Source organism: Psychrobacter sp. AntiMn-1, assembly GCF_001854065.1.
Taxonomy (GTDB): Bacteria; Pseudomonadota; Gammaproteobacteria; order Pseudomonadales; family Moraxellaceae; genus Psychrobacter; species Psychrobacter pacificensis.
Window position 1 is genome coordinate 1,574,658 of record NZ_CP012969.1, and the last position, 14,699, is coordinate 1,589,356.

Annotated in this window: 12 protein-coding genes; 4 read left to right on the forward strand and 8 right to left on the reverse strand. The window is 47.4% G+C overall.

All coding sequences use genetic code 11. The annotated features are described in order from the left end of the window. Positions 1–53 precede the first annotated feature (53 nt). Both AOT82_RS06605 and AOT82_RS06610 read left to right on the forward strand, forming a co-directional pair. Positions 54–383 carry an IS630 transposase-related protein gene (locus tag AOT82_RS06605; RefSeq protein WP_071002316.1) on the forward strand — a complete coding sequence of 110 codons (330 nt, stop codon included), beginning with the start codon at positions 54–56 and terminating at the stop codon, positions 381–383. Beyond that, the gene (locus AOT82_RS06610; RefSeq protein WP_156770979.1) at positions 331–903 is read left to right on the forward strand and encodes an IS630 family transposase; all 573 of its coding nucleotides are present in this window, start codon (positions 331–333) and stop codon (positions 901–903) included. The genes AOT82_RS06605 and AOT82_RS06610 overlap by 53 nt, the downstream gene beginning before the upstream one ends. A 148-nt stretch (positions 904–1,051) precedes the next feature. Here the strand turns inward: AOT82_RS06610 and AOT82_RS06615 are convergent, their stop codons facing one another. Then, a complete protein-coding gene (locus AOT82_RS06615) occupies positions 1,052–1,855 on the reverse strand; it encodes a sulfite exporter TauE/SafE family protein (RefSeq protein ID WP_071003696.1) in 804 nt (267 codons plus the stop codon). Positions 1,856–2,035: 180 nt separating this feature from the next. On the opposite strand from AOT82_RS06615, the gene AOT82_RS06620 reads away from it, so the two are divergent. Both AOT82_RS06620 and AOT82_RS06625 read left to right on the forward strand, forming a co-directional pair. Further along, positions 2,036–3,007, forward strand: a complete 972-nt coding sequence (locus tag AOT82_RS06620) for a biotin--[acetyl-CoA-carboxylase] ligase (protein ID WP_071002318.1) — start codon at positions 2,036–2,038, stop codon at positions 3,005–3,007. A 71-nt stretch (positions 3,008–3,078) separates the two neighbouring features. Continuing rightward, entirely contained in the window at positions 3,079–3,807 is a 729-nt protein-coding gene (locus tag AOT82_RS06625; protein ID WP_071002319.1) for a pantothenate kinase, read from the forward strand. Between the two features lie 135 nt (positions 3,808–3,942). Here AOT82_RS06625 and AOT82_RS06630 read toward each other — a convergent pair whose 3' ends face one another. From AOT82_RS06630 to AOT82_RS06660, 7 genes are all read right to left on the reverse strand, one after another. After that, entirely contained in the window at positions 3,943–5,130 is a 1,188-nt protein-coding gene (locus AOT82_RS06630; protein WP_071002320.1) for an isovaleryl-CoA dehydrogenase, read from the reverse strand. A 148-nt stretch (positions 5,131–5,278) separates the two neighbouring features. Next, positions 5,279–6,199, reverse strand: coding sequence for a hydroxymethylglutaryl-CoA lyase (locus tag AOT82_RS06635; protein ID WP_071002321.1), 921 nt, complete (start codon positions 6,197–6,199; stop codon positions 5,279–5,281). Between the two features lie 15 nt (positions 6,200–6,214). After that, positions 6,215–8,332, reverse strand: coding sequence for an acetyl/propionyl/methylcrotonyl-CoA carboxylase subunit alpha (locus AOT82_RS06640; RefSeq protein WP_071002322.1), 2,118 nt, complete (start codon positions 8,330–8,332; stop codon positions 6,215–6,217). Positions 8,333–8,402: 70 nt separating this feature from the next. After that, positions 8,403–9,221, reverse strand: a complete 819-nt coding sequence (locus AOT82_RS06645) for an enoyl-CoA hydratase/isomerase family protein (RefSeq protein WP_071002323.1) — start codon at positions 9,219–9,221, stop codon at positions 8,403–8,405. A gap of 171 nt (positions 9,222–9,392) precedes the next feature. Next, positions 9,393–11,003 carry a carboxyl transferase domain-containing protein gene (locus AOT82_RS06650; protein ID WP_071002324.1) on the reverse strand — a complete coding sequence of 537 codons (1,611 nt, stop codon included), beginning with the start codon at positions 11,001–11,003 and terminating at the stop codon, positions 9,393–9,395. Between the two features lie 126 nt (positions 11,004–11,129). Continuing rightward, positions 11,130–12,908: an AMP-binding protein gene (locus AOT82_RS06655; protein ID WP_071002325.1), complete on the reverse strand. Its 1,779-nt coding sequence runs from the start codon at positions 12,906–12,908 to the stop codon at positions 11,130–11,132. A 305-nt stretch (positions 12,909–13,213) separates the two neighbouring features. Continuing rightward, positions 13,214–14,473: an FAD-dependent oxidoreductase gene (locus tag AOT82_RS06660; RefSeq protein WP_071002326.1), complete on the reverse strand. Its 1,260-nt coding sequence runs from the start codon at positions 14,471–14,473 to the stop codon at positions 13,214–13,216. Positions 14,474–14,699 lie beyond the last annotated feature (226 nt).

Here is a 14,699-nt window from a genome sequence, read left to right on the forward strand (position 1 = left end):
CACCTAAAAGTGTTATAAACTAATTATCAAATTCAATTGTTATTATAAAGACCATGACTTACTCACTAGATTTTCGTATGCAAGTACTAAAAAGCTTAGACGAGGGTATGACCTTTGCCGAGGCGGCTGAGTTTTATAATCTGAGCCCAACCACCATACAGAACTGGAAGCGGCGTATTCATAGCAAAACAACCAGGCAAACCAAACCCTATAAAATACCAGATGACGTGCTACTTAATGATGTCAAAGAACATCCCGACGATTACCAGTATGAGCGAGCACGTCGTTTGAACTGTAGTAAAACAGGCATTCATCATGCCCTAAAACGGCTTGGTATCAGTCAAAAAAAAGACCTTAGAACATCCAAAAGCCTGTCCGATTAAAAGAGCGATATATCACAGTAAGCTTGATATCTTTAAACAACAAGGCTATCCCATTGTTTACATGGATGAAAGCGGCTTTGAGTACGAGACTATTCGCTCTCATGGGTACACATTAATTGGTACACCTTGTATTGATAGCTACAATTGGCAAGGTAAAAAGCGAACCAACGTTATCGGTGCTCTCTATGAAAAGATGCTGTTTGCACTAGATTACTTTAAGCACAACATTAACAGCAGCATATTCTACAACTGGTGCAAACAAACCCTAATCCCAAGTCTTAAAACCAAATGCGTGATTGTGATGGATAACGCTCGATTTCATAAGAAGAAGCGCATTCAAAAGCTACTGAATAGGCATGGTCATCGTATTCTATGGCTGCCACCGTACAGCCCTGATTTGAACCCTATTGAAAAGAAATGGGCACAAGTAAAGTTTCTACGCCAAGGCTGGTTGGAAAACGACTTATCCAAGTTGTTTTATGATGTTTGTCCTAACCATAACAATTTTATTTTGAACTGACTATACTTTTAATTTGTTAGGCAATTCTTCGTACTGGTAAACGTCAGGATATTCGCCTCGAATTCTTTTCTGTCTTTTATGGAATAATTCGGTAATAGCCATATTGAACCCTCAATTTATTATTAGTAACTAATTCACTACACCAAAACTAAATCACACCCAATCCACTTAATAACAACTGCCCTCCTGCAAATATCAATAATACGCCAAACGCGCGCTTGAGCATCAAGGCAGGCAATACATGAGCAAGTTTGGCACCCACTTTTGCCATTGCAAAGCTCGCCACCGAAATACACAAAAATCCTATGACATGGACAAATCCGATGGTGCCCTCAGGCAGATTGACCACATCTTGACCAAACCAGGCAAATCCAGCCGCGCCAGCCAGAGCAATGGGCAGACCGCACGCCGCTGACGTACCGACCGATTGCTTCATCGGCAGCCCCGCCCAGTTCAAAAACGGTACGGTCAAACTGCCACCGCCAATCCCAAAGATAGAGGACGCCATGCCAATGCCCGTACCAGCGCCAAACTGTACCCCAGCAGGTGGCAGCGGCTTACCCACTTGCTCTTTGTTAGAAAAGAACAGCATTTTTAGCGCAACCAATAGCGCACCGACCCCAATGATGGCTTGTAGCGCCTGACCATCAATCATATCTGCGATACCAGCGCCGACCAAACTCCCCACAACCAAACCAAGCGCCATCTTGCGCCATACTTCCCAGCGGACACCGCCGCGTTTATTGTGAGCCGTCAGTGAGCTGATCGAGGTCACAACAATGGTCGCAAGAGACGTACCAATAGCTAGGTGTGTCACCACCTCTGGCGAAAAGTCATACGCGGTAAAAATCCAGACCAGTGCAGGAACGATAATCATGCCGCCGCCCACGCCAAACAAGCCTGCACTGACACCTGCAAACGCCCCTGCAATCACAAACCACACATATAACATCATAGAACAAGCCTTTTATAATACTGGCCTAGTATTAATTTTATTGCCTACTTACTGGTTTCTTAGCGCACTTAACTGTATTTGCCAAATCTCAACGCGACCTTTATTCTGTCTTTGGTATGCTGTCTTTGGTAACCGCTTAGTATATCAAAGTTTCCTTTAACCACATCGATTAAACTTATGCCACCACTCACCAATTTCTCTCCCGCTTTATCCGAGCTTAACCACCGTCACGTTGCCAGTAGCGCCTCGACCAATAGCGAGCTGATCGCAGCGCTGCAAGATGGCACGCTAGATGCTACTACCGTACACGTCTTGACCGCAGAGACTCAGAGCGCGGGACGTGGTCAACATGGGCGCTCGTGGCAGTCACCACGCGGCAATGTCTACCTGTCGCTATATCACCCCGTACATATGCCAGTTAGTGGGCTACTGTCTTTGATTATTGGTCTTGAGCTGGCAAAAATGCCTGTTATCCAAACCGTAAATGGGCAACTACAAGCGCAAGGTCTGACGCCAATTGGGGTGAAATGGGCAAATGATTTGGGGTTTTATCAGAATCAAGCCAGTCATCATTCTGAATTGGCGCACTCTGCACCCGATGGTTCAGCTTTAGACAGCGCCATCTCACTTCAGCGCACATTGCCCTTTCAAAAGCTCGCTGGCATCTTGATAGAACCTGTGACCAAATCAGGTAAGCTGGTTGGTGTGGTGCTAGGCATTGGGTTAAATGTAAAAGCTGCGCCAACACTCACCGCTCAAACCTCTGAGGGGATGAGTTATCAGGCCATCAGCCTCCAAGATATCTATGCAGTGCTGCAGCCAGCAACACAAGCCACTCGCCTGCCAGACTTACAAACATTGTATCAGCAAATGACGACGGCACTGATGGCAGCGATGACTCGCTTTGAGCATTTGGCCATCGAAAAACCAACGGGGCATACCTATTATTTAGATGGATTTTTGCAGCAGTTTGCTGCGATGGATGCGCTAGCCGGTCTGCGTTTACGTGTTACCCAAGACTATAATAATGAGAAAAAAGTCATGACGGGAGTCGCTTGCGGTGTCGACACTCATGGGTGTTTGCAATTACAGCAAGATAACGGTAAGATTTCTACGCTTTTTACTGGACGTATTGACGTTATTTATTAGGGACACGCCCTAGGCTTAATCATAACACTGACGAGCACCATCATTAACGAGCGCTATATAAAGGGATTTTTATGCTCTGGCTTGATCTTGGCAATACCCGCCTAAAATACTGGCTAACCGACGATATCGGGCAGATAGTCTCACATGATGCCAAGCAGCATCTGCAAGCACCCGCTGAATTACTCATGGGTCTGACTGACCGCTTTGAGCGTTATGCGCCCGATTTTATTGGTATCTCATCCGTACTGGGCGATGCGCTCAATGCCCAAGTATCAGAGACGCTCAGTCGTTTGAACATTCCATTTGAGTTTGTCCATGTTGATGCCGCGCATGCGCTTATGAAAAGTGCTTATAATGACCAGCAGCTCGGCTGTGATCGCTGGCTACAGATGCTAGGAGCCGTCGATAAGAAAAAACGCCAATGCGTGATCGGCTGCGGTACGGCAGTGACCATTGACTTGATTGATCACGCTGAGCATTTGGGTGGTTATATCTTCCCCAGTATTTACCTACAACGCGAGTCTCTGTTTTCTGGAACCAAGCAAATCACCATCTCTAACGGCACGTTTGATAGTGTTAGCCAAGGCATGACCACCCAAGACGCGGTGCACCGTGGCATCTTGCTCTCTATCGTTGGTGCAATCAATGAGATTAGTCGTCGTCACCCAAACTTTGAAGTGATCATGACAGGCGGCGATGCGGCCACTATCTCGCAGCATGTCAATCGCCCCGTACGCTTGCGCGATGATTTATTATTAAATGGTCTGGCACGGTATTTTGATTATCGTAATAAGTCATAATCCGTCATAGATAAGCCAATATCATACTGTCACACTGACAAAAAAAGCAGCACGTTTAAAGCGTGCTGCTTTTTTATTAGATACTTTTCTCTTTTATAAGGTCAAAGCTTTGCTAGCTACTGTTCTAACCCTTTTTTATTTGGTCTCGTTAAACAGCTCACGACCGACCAGCATACGACGAATCTCGCTAGTACCTGCGCCAATCTCATACAGCTTAGCATCGCGCCAGTAGCGACCGAGTGGATACTCGTTGGTATACCCATTACCGCCAAATATCTGAATGCCCTCACCTGCCATCCATGTGGCTTTTTCGGCACACCATAAAATCACACTAGCACAGTCTTTTCGCACTTCTCGGCTGTGTCCTGCGCCGTGCGCGTCTAGCATATCGAGGTTTTTACCAACGGTGTATAAGAAGCTACGACCTGCCTGCAAAATAGTATACATATCAGCCGCTTTGCCTTGGATTAATTGAAACTCACCAATTGCTTGACCAAACTGCTTGCGCTCATGGATATAAGGGACGACATTGTCCATCACCGCCTGCATGATGCCAATAGGACCTGCGGCTAATACGGCACGCTCATAATCTAGGCCACTCATGAGTACCTTAACGCCTTCATTGAGACCGCCCAAGATATTGTCGCTTGGTACGATGACATTGTTAAAAGTCATCTCACCCGTATGGCTACCACGCATGCCAAGCTTATCGAGCTTTTGCGCGGTACCAAACCCTTCCATACCTTTTTCTACGATAAAGGCGGTCATACCTTTGGCACCCATTTCAGGATTGGTCTTGGCATAGACCACCATCACATCCGCATCAGGGCCATTGGTGATCCACATTTTGCTACCGTTCAAGATGTAATTACCGTCTTTTTCTTCGGCTTTGAGCTTCATGCTGACGACATCTGAACCAGCACCGGTCTCACTCATTGCTAATGCACCGATGAACTCGCCGCTGATGAGTTTTGGCAAATATTTTTGTTTCTGTGCTTCAGAGCCGTTGCGTTTGATTTGGTTAATGCACAAGTTAGAATGCGCACCATAGCTAAGCGCCACCGATGCCGACGCTCGGCTAATCTCTTCCATCGCCACCATATGAGCGACATAGCCCATGTTGGAGCCGCCATACTCTTCAGGGACGGTAATGCCATGTAGACCCAGATCGCCCATCTTTTGCCACAGATCCATAGGGAACTCATCACTGCTGTCGATCTCGCTTGCACGCGGGGCAATCTCATTGGCCGCAAACTGCTGTACGACAGCACGTAGCGCGTCAATATCTTCGCCAAGCTGAAAATTCAATCCAGGTAAACTCATGACCATTCCTTGTTTTTTAGTATAGTCAATCAATATTAAAAGTGGTACAAGGCAGACGAGTGTAAGTACTACAGTAGTAGGCTAAACGAGTCTAACGCTGTAACACTTTAATAGTGGTTCGACTATATTTCATTTTTACGATAATTTTTTAAGACTGACATTTATTAATCAAAGCCCGTGCCACGTTTGAGCCATTTGGACGCTTTAAAAACCCACTAATACGCTCGCCTGCCACGACCAATTTTTCCAAATCGATACCCGTGCTGATACCCATGCCATGCAGCATATATACCACATCTTCGGTCGCGACATTGCCCGTTGCGCCTTTGGCATACGGACAGCCACCGAGGCCTGCGACTGAGGTATCAAATTCGCTGACACCCATTTGTAATGCCGCTAGGGTATTGCTGAGTGCTTGACCGTAAGTATCATGAAAGTGACCTGATAACATGGCAATATCAGCATACTCAAGCGCTGCTTGTAGGGCACGCTGTACTTTGAGCGGCGTACCCACACCGATCGTATCGGCAATGCCAATCTGCTCTGAACCAATCTCAATCAACCGCTTGGTCACGTAAGCGACTTGGCTAGGGTCAATCTCGCCTTCATAAGGACAACCAACGGTACAAGAGATAACGCCGCGTACTTTGATACCTTGCGCTTTTGCCGCAGCGGCAACGGGCGTGAAACGCTCAATACTCTCATCGATACTGCAATTGATATTTTTTTGGCTAAAGGTTTCGCTGGCTGAACCAAAAATAACAATTTCATCAGGACGGTAGGCAATCGCATTGTCAAAGCCGCGCATATTGGGCACGAGTACTGAGTAACAAACGTCCTTCTGCCGCGTTGGCGCAAGCGCATCAAGCAATGCGCTGTTATCGCCCATTTGTGGCACCCACTTTGGCGAGACAAAACTGGTCACCTCCAGTTTTTTAATCCCTGCGTCAATTAAATCATTGATTAAGGCTTGTTTAACCTCGGTCGGTACCGTCATGGATTCGTTTTGCAATCCATCACGCGGACTGACATCGACGATGGTGACATGGCTTGGATACGAGTGGCTCATGCTTATTGTCCTTTTCTATTCGCTTTCACTATCGATACGCAGTAGCTCATCACCATCAGCGACCAAATCACCTGCTGCAAATAATAGTTCTGCTACCACACCATCATTTGGTGCGGTAATGGTATGTTCGATCTTCATGGCTTCGATGACCGCAAGTGGTTCGCCTTTTTTCACAGTATCGCCAACAGCTACTTTGAATGCAACGACTTGCCCTGGCATCGGTGATTTTAGGCTGCCGACTGCTGCTGTGTCTTCACCCACATGCGCCATCACATCAATTAAGGTAATCTCATCGCATCCGCTATCTGTGAACACATAAACTGTCTCATTACTAACCCAGCTCTGCGCACTGATACGTCCACCCTCTAACCATAAGGTATGATTGTGCGCATCACTGCTATCATAGCTGACTTGGCCTTCATAAACCGTTTCAGTCTGAGCGGCGACATTGATATTGCTATCATCCTGCGTGTTCGCGACTTCTTTACCAATGACAAGCGCAAAGCTACTGAGATTGTCACCGCCCTTTTTGCGTTCAGCGCCACTCACATTGTGCCAGTTACTGATACGAGCATAATAGGACTGCTCATTATAAATGAGGCTAAATGAGCGAGTGTAATCGCTATAAGCACGGAATCCTGTCGGTTTGCTAAAGGGGTCGTTGTCGATCTTTTGTAATACGGCTTCACTCGCAAGCTGCTGCGTAATAGCCGTCACCACAAGCGTCGATAATCCAAGCGGATGCTGATCAAATAGCTTGTCCTGCTCGCGCTCTATCAGCGCCGTATCAAGATTGGCGTTGTTAAATGAGTCGGTATTTAAGATATAACGCAAAAATGCCACATTATTTGGTAGACCGACGATACGCGTCTGCGCCAATGCACGATCGAGTCTCGCCAACGCTTGCTCGCGTGTGGGTGCGTGGACGATAAGCTTGGCAATCATAGAATCGTAGAAGGGACTGATGACATCACCCTCGCGTACGCCATCATCGATACGCACATCAGCGCCGTTTTTATCAATGACAAAGGTGCTGTGCTCAGGCTTCTGATAGGTAAACAACGTTCCCGTCGCTGGTAAAAAATTATTGTCAGGGTTTTCAGCACAGATACGCGCTTCGATCGCATGACCATTGATCGTCAAATCGTCTTGCGATTTTGGCAATGGCTGACCCGCAGCGACCAACAGTTGCCACTCGACCAAATCCACACCAGTAATGGCTTCGCTGACCGGATGTTCAACTTGCAAGCGCGTGTTCATCTCCATGAAATAAAAATTCATCGTGCCTTCGCGCTGCTCCACAATAAACTCAACCGTGCCAGCGCCGACATAATTAACCGCACGCGCCGCCTCAATTGCAGCCGTACCCATCGCTTCACGCATGGCCCTATCGACACCCGGTGCTGGCGCTTCTTCCAATACTTTTTGATGGCGACGCTGCACGGAGCAATCCCGCTCAAACAGATGCACATAATTGCCATGCGTATCGCCAAATACTTGGATTTCGATATGGCGTGGTTTGAGCGCATATTTTTCGATCAACACTTGATCATTGCCAAAACTGGTAATTGCTTCACGGCGGCACGAGTCAAGCAAGTCAATAAAATCACTGCTTTGCTCAACGATACGCATGCCTTTGCCGCCGCCGCCTGCACTCGCTTTGATTAAGACAGGATAGCCAATATCATCTGCTTGCTGCTGCAAAAACTGGGCGTCTTGATTGTCACCATGATAGCCGGGTATCAGCGGCACGCCAGCGGCCTCCATCAAGCGCTTAGACTCAGATTTGCCGCCCATGGCGCGAATCGCCTCAGCAGAGGGTCCGATAAACACCAAACCAGCCTCTTGGCAGGCCTGTGCAAAATCGGCGTTTTCACTCAAAAACCCATAGCCTGGGTGGATGGCCTCAGCACCTGTTTGCTTGGCGATGGCAATAATGGCATCACCTTTGAGATAGCTGTCTTTCGGTGCCGAACCGCCTAGATAGATCGCTTCATCACAAACCGCCACGTGCTTGGCTTCGCGATCAGCATCAGAATACACCGCGACGGTACTGACGCCAAGACGCTTGGCAGTTGCGGCCACTCGGCAAGCAATTTCACCACGGTTGGCAATTAGAATTTTAGAAAACATAACTATCCCTGTATCTTGTCATTATTATTTGACGTCTTGTCTATTTGTCCGTTTATCTATTCGTTTATCGTTAGTTTGCTGTCAACCAATCAGGCTTGCGCTTTTGCAAAAATGCTTGCACGCCCTCCTTTCCTTGTGTTGATGCGCGAATATCCGCAATACCTTTTACCGTATCAGCAATCAGCTCATCAGTGATGGGCGCGCCAGCAACATCGTGTAATAGCTGCTTGCAGGTTTTGACCGCATCGGGGCTGTTTTTAACCATTTTGGCACAAAGTGTCGTGACCTCATCATCTAACCATTCTTCGCTCACGCGCTCATGGATAAAGCCAAGCTGACGTGCTTTTTTGGCATCAAACACCTCAGCACTTAAGAAGTAACGCTGCGCAGCTCTAGCGCCCATCGCTCGGATGACATAAGGACTGATGGTCGCAGGTGCCAATCCCAAACGCACTTCGCTGAGACAAAAGTTGGCAATCTTCACAGCGATGGCCACATCACAGACGGCAACGAGACCCATACCACCTGCATAGACATCGCCTTGGATTGCCGCAATCGTCGGCTTGGAACACTCATAAATTGTCTTGAGCATTTGCGCCAATTTATCCGCATCCGCTAGATTTTCTTCATAGCTATAGTCCGCCATGGCACGCATCCAATTAAGATCAGCGCCTGCACAGAACGCTTTGCCAGCAGCGGCTAACACAATGACACGCACCTCGTCATCCGCACCAAGGGTGGTGAAAGCCTCTGTCAGCTCGGCGATCATCTCGTCATTAAAGGCATTGCGTATCTCGGGACGATTTAACGTCACGGTAGCGACGTGTTGTTTTATATCGACTAATAGACTTTTATAATTATTACTATTTTTTGATTTTGCTTCTTTCATAACTTTCTCTATGTTCCTATTTATATGTCTATGTAAATACTTAGCCCAACGTTTGGGTCATCCATCATAATGCTCATATAAGAAAGTAAGATGTCAAAACCCGATGTTGCGGTAGAATCGTATTTAAAAAGATTGTCGCACCACTCTCTCATCACGAGCAGACCTTAGCGCTTACATTCTAAAGACACCAAAGGTCGTCTCTTCAATCGGGGCGTTATAGGCAGCGCTCAGTCCCAATGCCAATACATGACGGGTATCCGCAGGATCAATCACGCCATCGTCCCACAGGCGCGCGGTGGCATAATACGGATGACCTTGCGCTTCATACATTTCACGAATTGGCGCTTTAAATGCCGCTTCATCTTCCTCACTCCACGCCTCACCCTTGCGATCAAAGTTATCACGCTTGACCGTTGCCAAGACCGAGGCTGCTTGCTCACCGCCCATGACAGAGATACGGGCATTTGGCCACATCCACAAAAAGCGCGGACTGTAAGCACGACCACACATACCGTAGTTACCCGCGCCAAACGAGCCACCAACGATGACGGTGAATTTCGGTACTTTGGCATTGGCCACCGCCATCACCATCTTGGCACCGTGGCGGGCAATGCCTTCGTTTTCGTATTTGCGCCCAACCATAAAGCCTGTGATATTCTGCAAAAATACCAATGGAATTTTGCGCTTACAGCACAGCTCGATGAAATGCGTGCCTTTTTGCGCCGACTCACTAAATAGAATGCCGTTATTAGCAATGATACCCACAGGCATCCCTTCGATATGAGCAAATCCACAAACCAATGTCGTGCCAAAGCGCGCTTTGAATTCATCAAAGGCACTGTCATCAACGATACGGGCGATGATTTCTTTGATATCAAATGGCTTGCGCTTGTCCGTTGGAATAACGCCGTACAGCTCTTTGGCGTCATAACGTGGTGGTCGCGGTGTGATTTGATTAGGAATGTGTTTGGCAGGGCGATTCAAATGACTGACGATGTTACGGGCGATTGATAACGCATGCGTGTCGTTTTGCGCTAAGTGATCGACCACGCCTGATAGCCGCGTATGCACATCACCGCCGCCCAAATCCTCTGCACTCACCTCTTCACCCGTTGCAGCTTTTACCAGTGGCGGACCACCCAAAAATATCGTGCCTTGCTCTTTGACAATGATAGATTCATCGCTCATGGCAGGCACGTACGCACCACCAGCCGTACAGCTACCCATGACCACCGCGATTTGCGGAATACCTGCCGCACTGAGGTTTGCTTGGTTAAAAAAGATACGGCCAAAGTGCTCTTTATCAGGGAATACGTCATCTTGGTTGGGTAAATTAGCACCACCTGAATCAACCAAATAAACACACGGCAAATGATTTTCTTGCGCAATCTCTTGAGCGCGCAAATGCTTTTTGACTGTCATTGGGTAGTAGGTGCCGCCTTTTACCGTGGCATCATTACAGACAATCATACACTCAATACCATTGATACGACCAATACCGGCAATCACGCCAGCCGCTGGAATCTCTTCGCCATACATGTCATGCGCTGCCATCGGTGCTACTTCCAAAAACGGCGTACCCACATCAAGCAAACGCTCAACTCGCTCGCGTGGTAGTAGCTTGCCACGTGCTAGATGCTTGGCACGGGCGCGCTCTGAGCCACCTTGGGCGACTTTACGCAAGTGTACATACAAATCATCGACGATCGCTTGCATCGCCGCACTGTTTTGCTGAAAGTCGCTTGAGTTTGGACTCAGTTTACTGGTTATGATAGCGCTCATGATGTCCCTTTTCTTTGATACATAGATACGTAAATGCGAGTAGCTTTTATATGAATGATCCAACTGCTATTTTTTAAGTATGACCCACATAGTTCATCTTTAGTGTTTTAGAGCTGATAAATAAGCTTACGACAAACCCAACTCTTCTTTCATTTGCTCAATAATTTTATACTTTTGAATCTTGCCCGTGATGGTCATTGGATACTCAGTGACAAAGCGATAGTAAGCAGGCACTTTATAATGAGCGATGTGCTCGCTGCAGAATTCACGGACTTCCTCTTCCGTCAAGCAGCCCGGCTCTTTAGGAATAATCCATGCTGCGAGCACTTCACCATAACGCTCGTCGGGTATGCCAACGATTTGCACATCGCGAATCTTGGGATGACGATAAAGGTAGTTTTCGATCTCAACCGGATAGATGTTTTCACCACCGCGAATCACCATGTCTTTACTCCGGCCGACGATTTTCACATAGCCGTCTTCATCCATCGTTGCCAAATCACCCGTGTGCATCCAACCATCTTGAATGGCTTCTCGCGTTTTAAAACGGCTACCCCAATAGCCCTTCATCACGGAATAACCACGCGTGAGTAGCTCGCCAGTCTCTCCGATAGGCACAATCTCGCCCGTCTCGGTGTCGATCACTTTTACCTCAAGTGCAGGCTGTACCAATCCTACGGTCGAGACTTGCTTCTCAAGAGGGGTGTACTCATTGGTCTGGCAAGAGACTGGACTGGTCTCTGTCATACCATAGGCAATGGTGACTTCACTCATGTGCATCTTGTCGATGACGCGGCGCATGACCTCAATCGGACAACTAGAGCCTGCCATGATACCTGTACGCAAAGTGGATAAATCAAAGTTTTCAAACTCAGGATGATCAAGCTCCGCGATAAACATCGTCGGTACGCCATGTAGACCCGTACATTTCTCTTCTTCAACCGCTTTTAATACCGTCAACGGCTCAAAGCCATCGTTTGGATAGACAATACAACCACCGTGCGTGAGAATCGCGAGGTTACCAAGCACCATGCCAAAGCAATGATACAACGGTACTGGAATGCACAGTCTGTCGGCTTCCGTGAGATTCATGGCCTCACCAATGAAGTAGCCGTTATTAAGAATATTGCGATGGCTTAAGGTTGCGCCTTTTGGTGTGCCTGTCGTGCCACTGGTGAACTGCACGTTGATGGCATCAGTATTTTTGAGCTGGGCTTGACGCTCGGCCACGCGTGGATCGTTGGCGTCGCCTTCCGCCATCCATGCAGAGAACTTTTGCATAAAACCAAAGACCTCATCAGAGTCTGGCTCATCAATCCAAATGATACGTTCAATCGTTGGAATCTCAACCAAATCAAGCTGGGTATAATCTTTATGGTAAATCTCAGGACAGAGCTCACGAATCAAGCTGGCATAGTCACTGGTTTTAAAATGGCGCATAAGCACCAGTGCTGAGCAGCCGAGTTTGTTCAGGGCATATTGCAGCTCAAAGGTACGGTAGGCAGGATTGATATTGACAAGAATAACGCCGACTTTTGCGGTGGCGAGTTGCATCAGCAACCATTCAGCATTGTTGTGTGACCAAATCCCGATGCGATCACCAATCTCAAGCCCCATCTCAATCATGCTACTGGATAGCTGATTGACCTGCTGCTGTAGCTCACGATATGTCCAGCGAATATTTTGATGACAGACGACCAGCGCTTCGCGCTCAGGATATTTGGACACAATAGCATCAAAAAAGTCACCGATGGTCGCTTCAATCAGCGGTACATCAGGACCTTTATCATAGCTTTGGGTGAGCGGCGCATTTGCTGAGCGTGCGCCCATATTGATACTAGGGATATTATCCAAAATAGCGTCAAAATCAACGTGAGTCTCATCGAAATTAGAGTTTTGAGTCATAACGAGTCCTTTCGTTTTACTTTTTATAGTATTTATAGATAGTGCTGATTAATCGCTGGCGAGCAAACCTTCTTCCTTGATTCGGTTTGATATAGCATTCAACTACTATAACGCTATAAATGAAAGCATGTCAACAATATCAATACGGTATGTATCATTTAATTGGATATTCGATATTCATGCTTAGTAAAAAGTAACATAAAATCATGGCAGGTTTTTGACATAAAAAAGCCAGCCCCATCATAAGGAATGGGCTGGCTCAACCAGTAACGTGATCTTTTAAACTTGCTTTTTAAACAAGTCTATCAGGAGGCTTTGGGAGTGGCAGGCGCTTTGATTGTCACGGTCGCGCTCACTGCATCAGTGTCATCTAGCAAGTCCATGATGAGTTCATCATCGCTTTCCGTCTTCACTTGCCAATTACCAGCCGCGTTTGGCACACCCGTTACCATCACCGAAATCGCTTTGTTCTTTAGACGAATCATCGGTGGTTTATGATCATAACCGCTGTGCTCGTGCCCTAAGATATCATCAGCGATGGTCGCAGCCTGTGCGCGTAATGGCGCCACATAACGACAAGCAACCCCATTGATAGACATACAATCACCAATGGCATAGATGTGTGCAGTGTCGGTGCGCAATGTCGATTCATCAACCACAATACCCGTACGACGGTCAAACGTAACGCCCGCCGCTGCTGGCAGCTGCCCATCGACGGTCAGACCTGTACTGGCAATCACATGGTCTACGATCAACGGCTCAGGTTGCTCTACATCTGCATTATCTTCAGTTGAGGCGAGCGCTGCGTAGTCTACTCTTAGCTTTTCGCTATCGCTGCCGTCTTCATTGCCACTCACGCGGGTAACAGCAGAGACTTGAGAGCCGCCCAAAAACTGAATACCTTGTGACTCAATTGCTTTGGCAATACGTGCCGTCGCTTTGGCTGGTAGCATTTGTGATAATGGCGCATCGTTCAAATCAATCAAGGTCACTTGATGACCTGCTTTTAGCAAGTCTTCCGCGATTTCTGTCCCGACCATACCAGCGCCAACGATGGCGACATGCTGGCTACCAGTTGCCAGCTTTTCTTGTAGCTGACCGAACTGCTTGATATGATTGACATGCCAGACCAAATCCTCTGGCAAGCTTTTGGGGAAAATAGGATGCGCACCCATCGCCAGCACCAACTTACCATAGCTGATCGTCGCATAATCCGTGTGGGCGGGATTTGGCCTATTAGCAGAGATAAGCTGTAACTGCTGGGTGGCTGTATCGATATCTGTGACTTGTGTATTGGCAAGCAAGGTCACGCCTGCGGCTTTTGCCGCGTCGCTACCTGTTGCTCGTACCAAGTCTGATGCGCGCTTGTTTTGGCTGATCGCCATGGTCAGCATCGGCTTGTGATAACGATCGCCACTATCGGAGGTGATCAAGGTAATCGGAATATCTGCATCTTTTGCACGAATCGCATCAATCACATGCCAGCCTGCCAAGCCTGCGCCAATGATGACAACGCCGTTTTTTGATGAGGTTGCCGATGCTACAGATAGATTGTCTACGCTCATAAAAACTCCAATATGGTTTATGAATTATTCTAATTATCAACAAGTATGAGCGCCATTGTATCAGTAAACAGACATGCACTCACCTATCTAACCGTATAACCAATCACATATTCATCTATAGTCGAACCACTATTAAAGCGTTACAGCGTTAGACTCGTTTAGCCTACTACTGTAGTGCTTGCACTCGTCTGCCTTGTACCACTTTTAATATTGATTGACTATAAAC